The sequence below is a fragment of the Methylophaga pinxianii genome (assembly GCF_020447225.1).
GTDB lineage: Bacteria > Pseudomonadota > Gammaproteobacteria > Nitrosococcales > Methylophagaceae > Methylophaga > Methylophaga pinxianii.
The window spans coordinates 1-18,174 of sequence record NZ_JAJAEO010000157.1; the positions used below are offsets into that span (position 1 = coordinate 1).

At 45.7% G+C, this 18,174-nt stretch carries 20 protein-coding genes; 19 read left to right on the plus strand and 1 reads right to left on the minus strand.

What is annotated here, in order from left to right; translation table 11 throughout:
- Window positions 1-42 precede the first annotated feature (42 nt).
- From fliP to LGT40_RS05130, 19 genes are all read left to right on the plus strand, one after another.
- Complete coding sequence (gene fliP, locus LGT40_RS05040; RefSeq protein WP_285229322.1) at window positions 43-780, plus strand: flagellar type III secretion system pore protein FliP; 738 nt, start codon at window positions 43-45, stop codon at window positions 778-780.
- Window positions 781-782: 2 nt separating this feature from the next.
- Window positions 783-1,052 (plus strand): flagellar biosynthesis protein FliQ, encoded by a 270-nt coding sequence (gene fliQ, locus LGT40_RS05045; protein WP_226075363.1) that lies wholly within the window; start codon window positions 783-785, stop codon window positions 1,050-1,052.
- Complete coding sequence (gene fliR, locus LGT40_RS05050; protein ID WP_226075360.1) at window positions 1,052-1,837, plus strand: flagellar biosynthetic protein FliR; 786 nt, start codon at window positions 1,052-1,054, stop codon at window positions 1,835-1,837. The genes fliQ and fliR overlap by 1 nt, the downstream gene beginning before the upstream one ends.
- Complete coding sequence (gene flhB, locus LGT40_RS05055) at window positions 1,830-2,969, plus strand: flagellar biosynthesis protein FlhB (protein ID WP_226075358.1); 1,140 nt, start codon at window positions 1,830-1,832, stop codon at window positions 2,967-2,969. The genes fliR and flhB overlap by 8 nt, the downstream gene beginning before the upstream one ends.
- 3 nt (window positions 2,970-2,972) lie before the next feature.
- A complete protein-coding gene (gene flhA / locus LGT40_RS05060) occupies window positions 2,973-5,051 on the plus strand; it encodes a flagellar biosynthesis protein FlhA (protein ID WP_226075356.1) in 2,079 nt (692 codons plus the stop codon).
- Window positions 5,052-5,066: 15 nt separating this feature from the next.
- Window positions 5,067-6,269 carry a flagellar biosynthesis GTPase FlhF gene (gene flhF, locus LGT40_RS05065; RefSeq protein ID WP_226075354.1) on the plus strand — a complete coding sequence of 401 codons (1,203 nt, stop codon included), beginning with the start codon at window positions 5,067-5,069 and terminating at the stop codon, window positions 6,267-6,269.
- Window positions 6,262-7,134 carry a MinD/ParA family protein gene (locus tag LGT40_RS05070; protein ID WP_226075352.1) on the plus strand — a complete coding sequence of 291 codons (873 nt, stop codon included), beginning with the start codon at window positions 6,262-6,264 and terminating at the stop codon, window positions 7,132-7,134. Before flhF ends, LGT40_RS05070 begins: the two co-directional genes overlap by 8 nt.
- A gap of 16 nt (window positions 7,135-7,150) precedes the next feature.
- Window positions 7,151-7,864, plus strand: a complete 714-nt coding sequence (locus LGT40_RS05075) for an RNA polymerase sigma factor FliA (RefSeq protein WP_226075350.1) — start codon at window positions 7,151-7,153, stop codon at window positions 7,862-7,864.
- Between the two features lie 28 nt (window positions 7,865-7,892).
- Entirely contained in the window at window positions 7,893-8,270 is a 378-nt protein-coding gene (cheY, locus tag LGT40_RS05080) for a chemotaxis response regulator CheY (RefSeq protein ID WP_432758072.1), read from the plus strand.
- Between the two features lie 18 nt (window positions 8,271-8,288).
- Window positions 8,289-9,020, plus strand: a complete 732-nt coding sequence (locus LGT40_RS05085) for a protein phosphatase CheZ (protein WP_226075341.1) — start codon at window positions 8,289-8,291, stop codon at window positions 9,018-9,020.
- A 12-nt stretch (window positions 9,021-9,032) separates the two neighbouring features.
- Complete coding sequence (locus tag LGT40_RS05090; protein WP_226075339.1) at window positions 9,033-11,027, plus strand: chemotaxis protein CheA; 1,995 nt, start codon at window positions 9,033-9,035, stop codon at window positions 11,025-11,027.
- An 8-nt stretch (window positions 11,028-11,035) separates the two neighbouring features.
- Complete coding sequence (locus LGT40_RS05095) at window positions 11,036-12,073, plus strand: protein-glutamate methylesterase/protein-glutamine glutaminase (RefSeq protein ID WP_226075337.1); 1,038 nt, start codon at window positions 11,036-11,038, stop codon at window positions 12,071-12,073.
- 2 nt (window positions 12,074-12,075) lie between these two features.
- Window positions 12,076-12,816 carry a flagellar motor protein gene (locus LGT40_RS05100; RefSeq protein WP_226075335.1) on the plus strand — a complete coding sequence of 247 codons (741 nt, stop codon included), beginning with the start codon at window positions 12,076-12,078 and terminating at the stop codon, window positions 12,814-12,816.
- Between the two features lie 4 nt (window positions 12,817-12,820).
- Window positions 12,821-13,735 (plus strand): flagellar motor protein MotD, encoded by a 915-nt coding sequence (gene motD / locus LGT40_RS05105; RefSeq protein WP_226075333.1) that lies wholly within the window; start codon window positions 12,821-12,823, stop codon window positions 13,733-13,735.
- Window positions 13,732-14,526 carry a ParA family protein gene (locus LGT40_RS05110; protein ID WP_226075331.1) on the plus strand — a complete coding sequence of 265 codons (795 nt, stop codon included), beginning with the start codon at window positions 13,732-13,734 and terminating at the stop codon, window positions 14,524-14,526. The genes motD and LGT40_RS05110 overlap by 4 nt, the downstream gene beginning before the upstream one ends.
- Complete coding sequence (locus tag LGT40_RS05115; protein ID WP_226075329.1) at window positions 14,519-15,097, plus strand: chemotaxis protein CheW; 579 nt, start codon at window positions 14,519-14,521, stop codon at window positions 15,095-15,097. The genes LGT40_RS05110 and LGT40_RS05115 overlap by 8 nt, the downstream gene beginning before the upstream one ends.
- A 101-nt stretch (window positions 15,098-15,198) precedes the next feature.
- Complete coding sequence (locus LGT40_RS05120; RefSeq protein ID WP_226075327.1) at window positions 15,199-15,678, plus strand: chemotaxis protein CheW; 480 nt, start codon at window positions 15,199-15,201, stop codon at window positions 15,676-15,678.
- 6 nt (window positions 15,679-15,684) lie between these two features.
- A complete protein-coding gene (locus LGT40_RS05125; protein WP_226075325.1) occupies window positions 15,685-15,861 on the plus strand; it encodes a hypothetical protein in 177 nt (58 codons plus the stop codon).
- An 18-nt stretch (window positions 15,862-15,879) separates the two neighbouring features.
- Window positions 15,880-16,266, plus strand: coding sequence for a DUF2802 domain-containing protein (locus LGT40_RS05130; RefSeq protein WP_226075323.1), 387 nt, complete (start codon window positions 15,880-15,882; stop codon window positions 16,264-16,266).
- Here LGT40_RS05130 and LGT40_RS05135 read toward each other — a convergent pair.
- The gene (locus LGT40_RS05135; protein ID WP_226075321.1) at window positions 16,263-18,074 is read right to left on the minus strand and encodes a putative bifunctional diguanylate cyclase/phosphodiesterase; all 1,812 of its coding nucleotides are present in this window, start codon (window positions 18,072-18,074) and stop codon (window positions 16,263-16,265) included. The genes LGT40_RS05130 and LGT40_RS05135 overlap by 4 nt on opposite strands.
- Between the last annotated feature and the right edge of the window lie 100 nt (window positions 18,075-18,174).

Consider the following 18,174-nt stretch of genomic DNA (forward strand, 5'->3'; position numbering starts at 1 on the left):
TGCTGAAAAACTAAAACAAATGATGCAGCAACGAGGCAATTCATGATGCGTCTTGGAGTGATACTTTTATTTATTTTCTTGCCAGGTTTGGTTTTGGCCGAACCTGGTATTCCGGCGTTAACACTATCGACCGGGGAAGATGGGTCACAAAGTTACTCATTAACCTTGCAGATCCTCGCTTTGATGACGGTGCTGACATTATTGCCGGCAGCACTGCTGATGATGACTTCCTTTACCCGCATTATTATTGTGCTGGCGATATTGCGTCAGGCTATGGGGGTTCAATCTACACCTTCCAACCAGATTCTGATTGGTCTGGCACTGTTTCTGACATTTTTTATCATGTCTCCGGTCTTAAGTAATGCCTATGAAAATGGGGTGCAACCCTATATGGATGGAGAAATAGAAGCAACCGCCGCGATTGAGCAGGTCAGTCTGCCATTTCATGAATTTATGCTGGCCCAGACACGCGAGAGTGATATTGCCTTATTTGCCGAAATCGGTGGATACGCTGAAATTGAAAGTGCTGATGCCGTACCGTTTACATTATTGCTGCCGGCATTTGTCACCAGTGAGTTAAAAACCGCTTTTCAAATTGGTTTTCTGATTTTTGTACCTTTTTTAATTATCGATCTGGTGGTCGCCTCTGTGCTGATGGCAATGGGGATGATGATGTTATCGCCGATGCTGATCTCCTTGCCGTTTAAACTCATGTTATTTGTGTTGATTGATGGATGGGCTTTATTAATGGGAACGCTGGCTTCCAGCTTTTATATTTAGCGATGACACCCGAAACCGTTTTAACTGTGATGCAGCAAACACTTGAAGTGATTACGTTGCTTATTATCGTGATTTTAATCCCTGCTTTAGTTGCCGGCTTGATTGTCAGCATGTTTCAGGCTGCCACCTCTATAAATGAACAAACCTTGAGCTTTATCCCAAAACTACTGGTCACTATTCTGGTGTTAATGATGGCCGGTCCCTGGATGTTGAGTCTGGTGACGAATTACACCATTCGACTGTTTGAAAACATACCCTACCTGATAGGTTAATGATGGATCTGTCTATCGCAGAAATCAGTGCGATGCTGGGTGCTTATATCCTGCCACTGTTTCGTATAGGTGGTATGGTGATGGTGGCACCGATTTTTAGCAGTAACTTTATTAATGTCCGCACCCGACTGATTATCGCCCTGGCCATCACTCTGGTTGTGGTGCCGACGATTAATACCCCTATTGCGCCTTTTACCCCTCTCAGCGCGGAAGGTATTTTGCTGATAAGCCAGGAAATCATGATCGGGATTTGCATGGGCTTTATGCTGCAACTGTTAATCAATGCATTTATCATTGCCGGGCAAATCATTGCGATGCAGATGGGTCTTGGTTTTGCCTCAATGGTTGATCCGCAAAATGGCACCACGGTTCCCGTTATCAGCCAGTTTTATCTGATTTTTATCACACTGATGTTTTTGAGTATTAATGGCCATTTAGTATTGATACAGGTCATGGCTGAAAGTTTCATTACGCTGCCAGTTGGGGCGGGTGGTATTGCAGTAGAGAGCTTCAGAGATATCGCTGGATTAGCCAGCTGGATGTATGCGGCTGGTGTCATTATTGCGTTACCAGCTATAGGTTCATTGCTGATGGTCAATCTGGCTTTTGGCATCCTATCCCGTGCCGCTCCGCAAATCAGCCCATTCTCCATTGGTTTCCCCCTGACGATTGGTCTGGGTTTTGTCATTATCTATGTCACATTACCCGCCGTTGGTAATCATCTGGTCAATTTTGCTGATCAGATATTACAAATGACTCGCCAGATGGTGCAGAACAATGGCTGAACAGGATAGCGGTCAAGAACGCACCGAAGCCCCCTCGGGTAAACGACTGGATGATGCCCGAGAGAAGGGCCAGGTTCCCCGCTCGCAGGAACTGAGCACCGTTGTCGTATTGATAGCCAGCGCAGTGGCCATGTTATTTGTTGGCGAAAGCTTGATCAGCAACCTTGGTGAAGTGATGACCCAATCATTTTCACTTACCCGCAAACTCATCATGGATCCACACATGATGGCACAGCAATTGATTCTCGCCATGAAAATTATGGCCGTGGATGTTGGGATCTTTCTGGCGATTACCCTAATAGCGGCCTTGTCGGCACCGGCTCTCATCGGCGGGTGGAACTTTTCGACCCAGGCGATTGGCGTCAAACTGGAAAAAATGAGTCCGTTACGTGGGCTGAAACGAATTTTTGGTCCTCAAGGGCTGATCGAACTGGGTAAAGCGCTGGGTAAATTTTTGCTGGTCGGGAGCATCGGCACACTGATTCTATGGAATCTGCGTGACCGATTATTGACACTTGGTCGCCAGGAAGTTCAATCGGCGATGACCGAGCTGGGCTATATCGTTCTATGGGGATTTTTGGCGATTTGTGCCAGCCTGATTTTAATTGCATTGATTGATGTTCCCTTTCAGAAATGGAATCACATCAAGCAATTACGCATGACAAAACAGGAACTTAAAGACGAAAATAAAGAATCAGAGGGTAGTCCGGAAGTTAAAGGACGGATCCGCAGAATGCAGATCCAGCTGTCACAGCAACGCATGATGCAAGATGTGCCCAAAGCTGATGTGATTATCACCAACCCAACCCATTATGCCGTTGCTTTACGTTACGACCAGACAAAGTCTGGCGCGCCTGTTGTATTAGCCAAAGGTACCGATCTGATTGCTCAACAAATCAGAATGGTCGGTGATCATCATGAAGTTCCCATCATATCTGCTCCTCCACTGACTCGAGCTGTTTATTACAGCACGGAAATCGGTCAGGAAATTCCATCTGGTCTATATATTGCAGTAGCTCAGATACTGGCGTTTGTCTTCCAATTGAGACGTTACAAAAACAAAGGCGGAAATAAGCCTAATCTCAATACAGAAGACCTGCCTATACCAGATGAATTTAAGCGAGATGAGTAGTCAATGGAGAATACAAGCCTGACAAGCCGTTTAGGGGTAGCTTTAAACGGTAACGTCGCCACCCCCATGTTTTTGGTCGCCTTACTGGCCATGGTGGTTATTCCCCTCCCCGCGTTTATGCTGGATATGTTGTTCAGCTTCAATATCGCCCTGTCGCTGACTATCGTTCTGGCCAGTGTTTATGTGCGTAAACCCCTGCAATTTGCAGCATTCCCTACCATTCTGTTGTTAGCCACCTTACTCAGGCTTGCACTGAATGTTGCATCCACCCGTATTGTTCTGTTGGAAGGTCATACCGGAACAGCCGCTGCTGGTGACGTTATCGAAGCATTTGGCGAGTTTGTTATTGGCGGTAACTATGCTGTTGGTCTTGTTGTCTTCGCCATTCTGGTCATTATCAACTTCGTGGTAGTTACCAAAGGTGCCACACGTATTGCCGAAGTCAGTGCCCGCTTTACTCTCGATTCCATGCCCGGCAAACAAATGGCGATAGATGCTGATTTGAATGCAGGGTTAATAGATCAGGATGAAGCGCGACGCCGTCGTGAGGAAATCATGCAGGAGTCGGATTTTTACGGGTCGATGGATGGTGCCAGTAAATTTGTCCGGGGTGACGCGATCGCCGGCATACTGATTCTGTTTATCAACATCATCGGTGGTTTTATCATCGGTGTGATGCAACATAGCCTGAGTTTTTCAGAAGCTGCTCACAATTACACATTGCTGACGATAGGTGACGGATTAGTCGCCCAAATCCCCTCCTTATTACTTGCTGCAGCAGCAGGCTTATTGGTCACCCGTTCGACTGCCGATCAGGATATGGGTGAACAGATATTTTCCCAATTACTCAAAGAACCTAAAACACTGGCCATTACTTCTGGAATTATCGGCGGTATGGGATTAATTCCAGGCATGCCGAATGTTCCATTTTTATTATTAGCCGGGGCTGGTGCTGGCAGCGCCTGGTTGATTTCACAGCGTCAAAAAGCCGCCACGTTGGCAGCCGCCCCACCACCTCAACAGGAAACCACTCGCGAACAACGCGAATTAAGTTGGGATGACTTGAGTCCCGTCGATCCTATCGGGCTTGAAGTAGGTTATCGGTTAATTCCATTGGTGGATAAAAATCAGGGCGGTCAATTGATGAACCGGATCAAAGGGATCCGTAAAAAAATCTCACAGGAAATGGGCTTTTTAATTCCGCCAGTGCATATTCGCGATAATCTGGATTTATCGCCCACCGCGTATCAGGTCACCTTATTTGGCGTGACCTTCGGCGAGGCAGAAGTCTATCCCGACAGAATGCTGGCGATCAATCCTGGTCAAGTGTTTGCTCAATTGGATGGTATTCGTACAAAAGATCCGGCTTTTGGACTGGATGCTATTTGGATTGAACCCGGACAAAGAGAACATGCTCAAGCACAAGGTTATACCGTCGTCGATGTTGATACTGTGATTGCCACTCATCTAAGTAAAATTCTGCAAAATCATGCACATGACTTACTCGGACGAGAAGAAGTACAACACTTGCTGGACAATCTGGCCAAAATTGCACCGAAACTGGTGGAGGGCCTGGTTCCCGATACCGTGCCGTTGGGCACCGTACAAAAAGTATTGCAAAACCTGTTGCAGGAAAATATTCCGATCCGCGATATACGTACGATCAGCGAAGCCATTGCCGAACAAGCCGCACGCAATCCTGATCCCGAAGCCATTACCGCTGCAACACGAATGGCATTGGCCCATTCAATCGTGCAACACATTAATGGAACACAACAAGACCTGCCAATTATTACTCTGGATCCAGAGCTGGAACAGATATTGCTAAAAACATTACAGGCATCAGGAGAAGGTGGCGCCAGTTTGGAACCGGGTCTCGCGGAGAATATGCATAAGAACCTGCAAGACGTCGCTCAACGACAAGAAATGTCCGGTGAAGCGGCCATATTGGTAGTTCAGGCAGGGTTAAGAGGTTGGATTTCCCGCTTTATTCGTCACGCGATTCCAGGACTGCATGTGCTTTCCTACAATGAAATTCCTGATGATAAACAAATACGCATTGTGGCAAATGTGGGTCGATAACAAGAAGGTGATGTGATGAAAATTAAACGTTTCCAGGCGGCAGATGTACGTCAGGCTATCCGCGAAGTCCGTGAAGTAATGGGCCCGGATGCTGTTATCCTCTCTAATACGCGTGTTGATGGTGGCGTCGAGATAGTAGCGGCTACTGATTACGATGAAACACAGTTTCGTCGTCAGGCACAAACTACCGTGACTCGCGCCGTTGCTGAAGAACCCAAAATTGAAATTAATCCAAGTCAACCCGCTGCACCGGCCTATGTTGCACCACAGCAGAATATCTGGTCACAGGAACCCACCCTGGTTCAAATGCGCAAAGAAATTGCCAGTTTGCGGGATATGTTGCAAAACCAGTTATCCGATTTGACCTGGAAAGATATGGCAAGACAAAGCCCGACCCAAATGCAGGTTTTACAACGCCATATGCGTATGGGTACCGATGTCGATTTGGCCAAACAATTGGTTACCGCCAGCCAAGGGATAGATGATTTGGAAACAGCCTGGCGTCAATCATTAGGAAAATTAGCAGCGCAGATCCCACTTTCCAATCAGGATATTATCGAAAAAGGTGGCATTATGGCGTTGGTTGGCCCGACAGGAGTGGGTAAAACGACGACTGTTGCCAAACTGGCTGCTCGTTGTGCATTAAAACATGGAGCGCGGCAGGTCGGCTTGATCACAACTGACTGTTACCGTATCGGTGGACAGGAACAATTACGGAGCTATGCCCGTATTTTGGGTGTGACGTTAAGAGTCGCGCGAAATCATCAAGAACTGGGAGAAGCCTTGAATGATATGCTTGATCGGCGCTTTATCCTGATCGATACTGCTGGTATGAATCCACGTGATATGCAGTTAACACAAAAAATTGCCATGTTAATGCAGCATTCTCCACGAATCCGTCATTTCCTGACGCTGTCAGCAACCACACAAAACCCCGCTCTGAGTGATATCATTAAAGCGTTTTCGCACCTTGATTTAAGCGGCTGCATTCTGACCAAAACAGACGAAAGCAGTAGTCTTGGAGGTGCGGTTTCTGCAATTATTCGTCATCAACTGCCCCTGGCTTATGTGTGTGATGGTCAGCAAGTACCTGAAGACCTTGGTCTGGCCCGACCAAACAGCTTGATCAATCAAGCCAGTGAGTTGATGCAATCTGAACAACAAGCACTGGATCCACATACAGTATCCAGTTATGGAGGTTTTGCCGCTTATGGCTGACACACCCCAGGACCAGGCAAGTGGTCTGCGAAAAATGACTCATATCCCCAAGCCGGTGAAAGTAATCGCTATTGCCAGTGGTAAAGGTGGTGTGGGTAAAACCAATGTGACAGTAAATATTGGTGTGGCTCTGGCGACTCAAGGCAAAAAAGTCGTATTGCTTGATGCCGATCTGGGTTTAGCAAATATTGATGTGATGCTTGGCTTACATCCCCAATTCAATTTATTGCATGTGCTAGAGGGCGAAAAGAGCCTTAAAGAGATTATGGTCGACGGTCCGTCAGGATTACAGATCATTCCAGCCGCGTCGGGCGTAAAGAAAATGGCGGAACTTAGCCCAGCCGAACATGCGGGCATGATTCAGGCATTCAGTGAGCTGGATGAACACATTGATATATTGCTTATCGATAGTGCAGCAGGCATTGCCGATAGTGTGGTCAGTTTTACCAAAGCGGCACAGGAAGTCATTGTCGTAGTTTGTGATGAACCGGCCTCGATTACAGATGCCTATGCGTTAATCAAGTTACTGAGCCGTGAACATGGTGTTGAACGTTTCCATATCATTGCCAATATGGGACGCAGTATTCAGGAAGGACGTGAATTATTCGATAAGATCTCACTGGTTTGTGATCGTTTTCTGGATGTCACCTTAAACTTTATGGGCATCGTGCCTTTTGATGAAGACCTTCGAAGAGCAGTCAAAAAACAACGTGCCGTGGTCGAATTTTTACCTCGCAGTAAATCTGCAACCGCTTTTCAACATCTGGCCAAAAAGATTGACTACTGGCCAGTAGCGAAACAACCGAGGGGGAATATGGAATTTTTTGTAGAGCGTCTGATACAGGCTAGCCTGGAAGCCGGTTAGCATGATTGGTGTAGGCATGTATTCTAATCAAATCTCTGAGCTCAGCCAGCACCAGCTGATTGAGCAGCATGGGAGCCTGGTTAAACGTATCGCTTATCACCTTGTCGCCCGTTTACCTCACACGGTGGAAGTGAATGATTTAATTCAAGCTGGAATGATAGGTTTACTGGATGCTTCCCACCAGTACAAAGCCAGTCAGGGTGCCAGCTTTGAAACCTATGCAGGAATTCGCATTCGTGGCGCAATGCTCGATGAAATTCGCCGTAATGATTGGGCTCCTCGCTCAGTGCATCGTAAAGCTCGTGAAATTGCTGAAGTCATGCACCAGTTGGAGCAGCAACTTGGTCGCTCACCATTAGATATGGAAGTGGCTGATGCCATGGGGATGTCGCTTGAACAATATCATCAACAACTACAAGATGCATCAGGTCATCAGGTATTCAGTCTCGATGATATGACCGATAATCAGCTCACTGATGGCGAATCGTTTGGCAGCGATGATATTGGGCCGGCTGAAATTACAGAAAACAACAGTTTTGAACGTGCTTTGGCTGAAGCGATAGATGCCTTACCAGAACGTGAGCGGCTTTTGATGAGCCTGTACTATAATGAAGAATTAAATTTAAAAGAAATTGGTGAAGTACTCGGTGTCAGTGAGTCACGTGTCAGTCAAATCCACACACAAACTGTGGTGAGATTGCGTAGTAAACTTCGCGATTGGATGCAGTAAATTTGGGAGGTATACCTTGGATAAAAATATGAAAATCCTCATTGTGGATGACTTTTCTACAATGCGACGGATTATCAAAAATCTCTTACGCGATCTTGGTTTCAATAACACCATTGAAGCGGATGATGGTCTAACTGCCTTGCCTATTCTCAATGCTGGTGGTGTTGATTTTCTGGTTACCGATTGGAATATGCCGGGTATGCAAGGTATCGATCTGCTTAAAACCGTGCGTGCCGATCCCAAATTAGCGACATTGCCAGTGTTAATGGTGACAGCTGAAACCAAACGCGAACAAATCATTGAAGCGGCTCAGGCCGGTGTCAATGGTTATATTGTCAAACCTTTTACTGCTGCGACATTAAAAGAAAAAATCGAGAAAATATTCGAACGTATCAACGCACAATAACCCGTTGGAAAGGAATTTATGGAAGCTCTGAACAAAACAGAACAACTTGAAGCTGCCCGGGCCCTGATAAATGCGATCGAACAGGATGATGAAGATCGTATAAAAACGGAATTAATGGCCTTAACCAATGCTCGCGAAAGTGCCTTATTTCAGCAAATTGGCAAATTGACTCGTGAACTCCACGAAGCCCTAAATAATTTTAAGGTAGATGCTCGTCTGGTTGATTTAACCCACAATGCCATGCCCGATACCCGGGATCGTTTGAACTACGTAATCCAAATCACCGAAGAAGCTGCACATAAAACACTGGGTTACATTGATAAAACATTACCTTTAGCTAATGAATTGAAACAATCTGCCGCTATGCTCAATGAAAGCTGGCAACGCTTTCGAAACCGGGAGATGTCTGCGACAGAATTCCGTGATTTGAGCCGGGAAATAGAAGCTTATTTACCTGTGGTAACAATGCATGCTGGGGAAATACACAATAACCTATCTGAAATGACCTTGGCGCAAGGCTTTCAGGACTTAACCGGACAGGTTTTACGCCAGGTCATCGGACTGGTGGAAGAAGTTGAAACCAATCTGGTCAAGCTGGTGAAAGTGGCAGGACAATCTCAGCAAACGGGTGAGACTAATATCGTTGACCCATTAAAGGCAGAAGGACCGCAGATAAACGCTAAAAATAAACCGAATGTGGTCAACAATCAGGACGATGTGGATGATTTATTATCCAGTCTTGGTTTTTAGAAGGACAGGAGCATGGCCTTAGATACAGATGATGAAATTCTGCAGGATTTTCTGGTTGAGGCAGAAGAAATTCTTGATGGGTTAAACGAGCAATTGGTTGCTCTGGAAACACAGCCACAAGATAAAGATTTACTGAATTCCATTTTTCGAGGCTTTCACACTATTAAAGGTGGTGCAGGCTTCCTAAGTCTTGAGGCCATGGTCACCCTTTGCCATAAAGGCGAAGATGTTTTCAATCTGCTTCGTCAAGGCGAGCGTCTGGTCGATGCAGAAATGATGGACACATTTCTCAAAGTACTTGATAGTCTGAACAGCATGTTTGCTGAGGTCAAAGCCGGTGCTTTTCCAACAGAAGCGGATCCCGCTATTATTGAACAACTAGCCGCCTATTTATCAGGCGAAACAACCATGGCACCACCGGAACCTGAACCAGAACCCGAGCCAGAACCTGTTGTTACCCCTGCTCCCTTGGCTGAAACGCCTGCAGCTGGTGACGATATCACCGATGATGAGTTTGAGGCATTACTCGATCAATTGCATGGCAATGCTGCACCGGGAATTAAGCCCCCAGCAGAACCACCTAAACCTGCGCCCGTTAAAGCAACTAACGATGACGAAATCTCTGAAGAAGAGTTCGAAGCATTACTGGATGAATTGCAAGGCAAAAAGCCTACCCCTAAAGCACCTGCCTCGGTACCCAAACCTGCTATTGAAACGCCCAAACAACCAGCCGAATCCAAAATAGCAAACACGGCAAGTGATTCTGATGAAGACGAAGTGGTCACTGCCATAAAACCTGCTGCTGCCGCAGCGTCACCACAAGCAAAAGCCTCAGCTGACACCAGCGTCCGGGTAGATACTGCCAGACTTGATGAAATTATGAATATGGTGGGTGAACTGGTACTGGTTCGTAACCGTATTAATACGCTTGAAGCTGCCTTTGAAAATGAAGAGATGGCCAAAGCAGTCAATAACCTGGCGGTGGTAACCGGTGATCTGCAAACGGCGGTCATGAAAACACGGATGCAACCGATTAAAAAAGTATTCGGCCGCTTCCCCCGTGTTGTACGTGATTTGGCACGTAATCTGAAAAAAGACATTAATCTCGAATTACGTGGCGAAGAAACCGATTTGGATAAAAATCTGGTAGAAGCTCTGGCTGATCCACTGGTGCATCTGGTGCGAAACGCGGTAGACCATGGAATTGAAATGCCGGATGTGCGGGAAGCTTCTGGTAAACCTAAACAAGGCCAGATTGTCCTCGGTGCCGCTCAGGAGGGAGATCATATTTTACTCACCATCTCAGATGATGGTGCCGGTATGAATCCCGAAGTATTACGCCGTAAGGCTGTTGAAAAAGGCATGATGGATGAAGAAGCCGCTTCTCGCCTGACTGAGTCAGAATGTTTTGCCTTGATTTTTGCTCCCGGTTTTTCGATGAAACAGGAAATTTCTGATATTTCCGGTCGTGGAGTGGGTATGGATGTGGTTAAAACCAGTATTTCCAAACTCAACGGTGTTATTGATATTCAATCAGAAATTGGTAAAGGCACGACTCTTTCTATCAAAGTCCCTTTAACCCTCGCCATTATGCCGACCTTAATGGTTATGCTGGGCAATCAAATATTTGCCTTCCCATTAGTCAGTGTGAATGAAATTTTCAATTTAGATTTGAATAAAACGAATACTGTCGATGGACAGCAAACCGTGATTGTGCGAAATAAAGCATTACCGTTGTTTTATCTGCGCAAATGGCTTAATAAAAATAATGTTTCTGAACGCAAAGCAACAACAGAGCATGTGGTTATCGTCAATGTAGGCACACGAAAGGTAGGTTTTGTGGTTGACCAGTTGATTGGCCAGGAAGAGGTGGTTATCAAACCTCTCGGCGCGTTACTGCATGGAACTAAGGGCTTTGCCGGAGCGACCATTACTGGCGATGGGCGTATTGCACTTATTCTTGATTTTCCAGAGTTAATGAATACATACGCCCACCGAAATTATTAAGGATATTTGTGACTGTAAAGGTACTGATTGTTGATGATTCAGCATTTTTTCGCCGGCGACTGACTGAAATCATAAATGCCGACCCCAGGCTTGAAGTCATTGCCAGTGCTGCTGATGGCCTGGAGGCCGTCGAACAGGTATCGCGTTACCGACCCGATGTTATTACTATGGATCTGGAAATGCCCGTACTGGATGGCATTGGCGCGGTCAAAAAAATCATGCGTCGCCGTCCAACACCGGTACTCATGCTCTCCACCTGGACCACTGAAGGCGCAAAAGCCACATTAGATGCTCTGGATGCCGGCGCCATGGATTTTCTGCCAAAACGCTTTGAAGATCTGGCTCAGGATAAAGCCAGTGCAAGACAAAAGTTATGTGATCGTGTTAATTTTCTGGCAACGCATGCCAACCCGCACAAACAGAGCCCGAATATCAAATCAGCTGAGCCCACCTCCCCGGTAGTCTCGGCCGAGAAGAAAAAAATTGAATTAGTGGTGATTGGTACATCAACCGGCGGACCGGTTGCCTTGCAGAATGTTTTGTCTCAATTACCGGCTAACTTTCCCTTTCCAATCATTTTGTTACAACATATGCCGGCAACGTTTACGCCATCATTTGCTGAACGCTTAAATTCGCAATGTGAGATTCAGATTAAAGAAGCCCAGCAAAATGATGTACTGCGTCCGGGATTCGCTTATCTTGCTCCGGGTGGTCAGCAACTCATAGTTAAAGGTCGCCGAGGGCAACTTTATTTGCAAGTTGAAGCAGGTCCTGAAAATGCGACCTATAGACCCTGCATTGATGTCACTCTGGAATCTGTTTCTCAGGTTTGTCCAGCCCAGACCCTGACTATTATCCTTACTGGAATGGGATCTGACGGTTGCGAAGGGGCAATAAAAATGCATCAAAAAGGCTCTACCATTTGGGCTCAGGATCAGCAAAGCAGTACCATCTATGGCATGCCTATGGCCGTTGCCAAAGCTGGTGTCGCAGACAAGATCCTCAGCCTGACTGAAATCGGTAAATTACTGACGGCGCTTAAATAGTCATGGATATCCTCAGCATACTGGGATTACTGATTGGATTTGGCGCCATCATTGTTGGTCAGTATCTTGAGGGTGGTCACCTCGATACCATCCTTAATGCAGTAGCATTATTGATAGTATTGGGCGGTACGCTGGGCGCTGTCATGCTACAGACCCCAATGAATACTTTTTTGCGGGCATTGAAAATGGCTGTCTGGATATTCAAGCCGCCTCAACAATCGGCAAAACGCTTATTAAATAAAATTCTCGACTGGAACCAAATAGCCCGACGTGAAGGCCTGCTTCGGCTGGAAGCTATGGCGATGAAAGAAACCGATGTGTTCACCCAAAAGGGACTACAACTTATTGCCGACGGCGCTGAACCGGAAATCATTCGTGAAATTCTGGAGACCGATCTCGACATCATGGAAAACAATGATCTCCAGGCCGCAAAAGTTTACGAAGCGATGGGTGGATACTCTCCCACAATCGGTATTATTGGAGCCGTTTTAGGACTGATTCATGTTATGGGAAATTTGGCTGATCCTTCTTCCCTGGGCTCAGGAATTGCCGTTGCATTTGTTGCCACTATCTATGGTGTTGGCTTAGCAAACTTATTGTTTTTGCCAATTGGCAACAAACTTAAAACACTGGTACAACGGCGGACTCAATTACAAATGATGTTAATAGACGGTTTGATAAGCGTGGCAGATGGCGATAATCCACGTAATATTGAAAGCCGTCTGCAGGCCTATCTGGATTAACCTGATGGCCCGGAGGAAGCGGCATGAAGAACACGAAAACCATGAACGTTGGCTGGTTTCCTATGCTGACTTCATTACCTTGCTCTTCGCGTTTTTTGTCGTGATGTATTCAATTTCTTCCGTTAATGAAGGCAAATATCGCGTGTTATCGGAAACACTGGAGAGCGTCTTCTCACAATCCACGCGCAGCACCGATCCTATCCAGGTAGGTGAACTCAGCCGAGGACAAGGCGAACGGGTGGCATCTCCAGGCAAACCGTTGTTACCAGACTTCGAAATTGAACTGCCTGAGCTCCCCAATGAACGTCCGCCCGTTTCTGAACAAAGTATACGTACAATTAATGAAATATCGCAGCAGCTCAGCAGTGCTTTGGCCGATTTAATTACCAATAACGATGTCAGCATCAAGCAAACTGATGACTGGCTGGAAGTTGAAATCAATTCCAATTTTTTGTTTGCCAGCGGTGATGCTCGGCTGGCAAGAGAAGCCGTCCCCGTCATTGGAGAAATTGCTGATGTACTTGCTCCAGTGGCTAATCCTCTGCAAGTCGAAGGATTCACTGATGATCAACCAATTAATACACCGAGATTTCCTTCCAACTGGGAGTTATCTGCTGCTCGTGCTGCCAGTGTTGTGAATCTATTAGATCGCTTTGGTATTGAACCCGGCCGCATGTCAGCGATTGGTTACGGTGAATTCAAACCCATCGCAGATAATGAAACAGAGTTGGGCAGACAAAAGAATCGTCGCGTTGTGCTTGTTATTCTGGGAAGCTCGGAAAGCAGAAGAACTCTGGAAGTGTTTGATGAACAACTCAAGCGTCCCACATCGGAAGCTGCAACCAGCATCTCCCCCATTACTGATAGCCTCTCAGCCCCGCTTGTCGTGCCCACAGATAATGACGAGTCCTCACCATGACAGTCTGGGCAATTGCCAATCAGAAAGGTGGTGTCGGTAAAACCACGACAGTGGTCAGTCTGGCCAGTCATCTCGCCTTAAAAGGGCATTCAACATTACTACTGGATATGGATCCACATGGTTCATTAACCACTTATTTTGAGTTCGATCCTGACAATATTGAACATAGCATTTACACCTTGTTTCAGCATTCAGAACAACAACCGCTGAATGCCATATTCAAAACCTTGAAAAAAACCACTCAGGAAAATATATACCTCTTACCGGCAGCGACCGCCATGGCGACATTAGATCGCCAGCTGGGTATCCAAAGTGGCAAAGGATTGGTAATTCAAAAAACATTGCTACAGCTGAAAGACCGTTTTGAATATGTACTGATAGATTGCCCCCCTATGTTAGGGGTTTTGATGGTCAATGCCCTGGCCGCATGTGATGAACTTTTAATTCCGGTTCAAACAGAATTCCTGGCTTTGAAAGGACTGGAACGCATGTTACATACGCTTCACTTAATCAATCATTCGCGCCAGCATAAACTCCCCTATCTGATTGTGCCGACAATGTTTGATCGTCGTACCCGTGCCGGTACGCAAACCTTACGGAAATTGCAGCAAGATTATGAAGATAATCTTTGGTCAGATGCGATTCCGGTCGATACCCAATTTCGTGATGCAAGTAAAGCCGGCATTCCACTGCCAGCGCTCAACCCTGAAAGTCGAGGCAGTATGGCCTATGAACGCCTGATGAAAAAACTCACTAAAGTCCCTGCAACAAAGTCAGACAAGCATGTCTAAACCAACGCAAATCAAAGAACCGAAACAAGCGCTTTCGGCTTATCTGCAAGAGTTATTATCAGAGAGTGAGCCTGAGGCATTGCAACAGGTTGCAACTGAGATTAGCGAACAGGTTGCAAGCCATGAACCCATCATTTCCAATAGTGACGATATTGCAGATAAAGAAAGCCAGGCTTTACTGTTTGAAGTCGCCGGAATGCAGCTGGCTTTAAGCCTGAATGAACTGGACGGTATTGAGAACTGGCCTGAAGAGGGGCTTTCACAAATCCCTGGACATCCCGACTATGTCATCGGATCCTTGAGCCGCCCCAAACAACACACACTGGTGCTTGATCTGACTACATTGATCACCAATCAATCAAGTAATTCCGAAGATAACCGCTATATATTGTTGGTGAATAATAAGCAGGTTGGTTTAGCAGTTTCCACCATCCGACATGTGGTTAAGTTGAACAATGAAAATGTACGCTGGCGCCGTGAACCAGGTCAAAGACCCTGGCTTGCCGGTATGTTGATGTCACCATTAAGCAGTATTATTTCATTATCAGAACTTTTAAAAATATTGCGGTAACTTGTTAAAAACTGGCACAAACTGTGCTTTTATATGTTTAAACCAAGAACGTCATAAAATTGGCAGCTTAACTGGTCAAGATTGTGAATAAGGAAAATAAAATGAGCGAGCAAGCTAATCAGGCCGAAAATGATCCTATTCTCCAATGGGTATCCTATCAATTGGATCAGGAAGTTTACGGTATCAATGTGATGCAAGTGCAGGAAGTACTGCGGCCCACTGAAATTGCCCCTGTTCCTGGTGCGCCGGATTATGTGCTTGGCATTATTAATCTGCGTGGCAATGTGGTAACAGTAATTGACACTCGCAAACGGTTTGGCTTGCCCTCACGTGAGGCCGATGATGACTCGCGCATTATTATTGCCGAAGTGAGTGGAAATGTTATTGGTATGTTAGTCGACAGCGTTGCCGAAGTCGTTTATTTGCACCAATCAGAAATTGACACGGCACCGAATGTCAGCAGTGATGACAGTTCACGCTTTATCCAAGGCGTATGCAGTCGTGATAAAACCTTATTGATTCTGGTGGATGTGAACAAATTGCTAAATGATGACGAAATTGCTGATATCGCCAGTTTTTGATGTGCCATGGCTGACGAAATTCATCCAGCTCAACCACTTTCTCCCACGGTAGCAGTGGATATACCTGCGGATGAAAAGCGGCGTCACCAAGAGAATGAGCGGAATGAAAATCAAGATAGCGAGAAAGACAAAAATCAGCCCCGAAAACCACCAAAAACCGGCATTATTGATGAATATGTTTGATGTCTTGGGAGACATAGCATGATGTTATATATCTTTTATAGTTTAGTAGGTTTGCTTGGTATTGGCTTATTTATCACCAGCTATCGTTTCTTTCGACTAAGTCGTTCCCAAGCCAACCAGATTAGTGCATTGCAGCAACAATTGGCTGCTTTATGCAGTGCTGCGGTAGGTTCAGATGAACGCATTGTTCGCTTTGAACAAACACTGGGAAAAATACGCGAGCAGCAAACCAGCATGAATCTGGGTCAACCCCAGCTACAAAGCTACGAACATGCCATTCGACTGGCCCGCAAAGGTGTTGATGTCAATCAACTGATTGATAATTGCAACCTGAGTGAGGAAGAAGCATTATTGATCACCCGTTTACATGGAGCACAACGTCACTCGGTCACGGATTTACATTAACCTTTTGACGTAATCACCCGTTGCGGTTTGCCAATTAAGTAGCCCTGTACAAAGTCCACTCCAAAGTCCTGCAACATTTTTAGGGTTTCCCGGTCTTCTACGAATTCAGCAACTGTTTTTTTGCCAAGGCTGTGAGAGATATCGATCATGGATTTCACCAGTAACTGATCCACGGGATCATTGTGCAAATTAGTAATAAATCCGCCATCAATTTTCAAAATATCTACCGGGAAATGTTTTAAATGACTATAAGAGTTGAACCCAGCACCAAAATCATCCAGTGCAAAGCGGCATCCTAGATGTCGTAATCGATCAACCATTTGCTTAGTTTGTTCAAAGTTGGAAATGGCGGAAGTTTCCGTTATTTCAAAAACCAGCCGTGACGGATCAGCGCCTGTCTCTAATAACTTACGCTCCACCAAGGGATAAAGGTTTTTATCGAGAAAAATATTTCCTGATAAATTCACTGCCAGAGCCGTATCATTTGGAATATTTCTTAACAGCTCAAAAGCATGATTCACCACCCAAAGATCAATTTGATGAATCAATCCCATCGCTTCTGCTACTGGAATAAAGTCCTGAGGATAATAGAGTTTGTCCCCTTGTCCGCGCATACGAATCAAACACTCATAGTGGTTGATTTTTTTCTCTTTCAAAGAATAAATCGGTTGAAATTCAAGAATGAAATTTTCTTGTTTTAATGCGGCACGGATTCGTGGCGCCCATTCAACACTATGTCTTAAAGCGAACATTTCCCGATCAGCAGGACTGTATACATGAACCCGATTACGGCCTCTTTTCTTAGCTGTATAACAAGCCTGATTGGCATGTGACAGAATTTCACCTACGGTTGAAATTTCTGCTTCAGTGATACATTTCACCCCAATGCTGGCTGAGAGGTGATATTCATGATCATGAAAAGTAAAGCTATAGCCATCAAACAGTTCGCGCAGCCCCTCCGCTCGGGCTATCGCTGTTTCAGGATCAATCGTATCGACGAGGACAGCAAACTCATCAGAACCGATTCGAACCAGCGTATCACGAACTTTAAAAAAACCGCGTAATGAATTGGCCACCTGTACCAGCAGGGTATCCCCCGCCTCATGACCTTCAGCATCATTAAGCACCTTAAAGCTATCCAGATCGATATAAAACAACGCACTGCTGGTATGAAAATTACGCACCTGAGTTAAGGTAATATCCAGTGCTTGTTCCAATCTTCGACGATTTGCCAGCCCGGTTAAATCATCATGATTTACTGAAAACTGCAGTCTGGCCTCCATCACACGCAGCTGAGCATTTTCATCTTCAATCTGCTGCTGACGAAGATGATAATGATCACGTTCCCGTTTAATAGCCAAAGTGGTCATCACCGCTGGTGGCAAGGATTCGGCAGTAAGTGGACGGTACAACAGGGAGGTAACGCCATGACCCAAATCGGTTAATAACTGATTATGATTCCATTGCGATTTTTCAGTCAGGGCAATCATCGGAATTAATCGCCATTCATCAAACTGATCCAGTTTGAGGCGCAACTCACGCGCATTGCAATCACCAAGGCGACAATCAAGAATAATTAAATCAATATCGCATTGCTCGTCCGTAATGGTATGCCTCAGCACTTTCATCAAGTTCTCTGAGCCATTGGCGATGGTGATATTAGTAAAACCACTGAGAGATAACATGGTTTGCAGAAAAGCCAGATCAGAAAGTCGAGTACCACTTATCAAAATTCGAGCAGCCAACAAATCATTCACCTCCGCAGCAGATATTGGCGCCGTAGGGCTCTGCTCGGATGTCTTAGACATCGGTGAATCAATTGTTAGAAGTGTATTCATCTGCTCTGTATGCGGTTTCTGCTGACCGGTTTTAAAAATACATGCAAACGAAAATAGCCGTTTTATATTT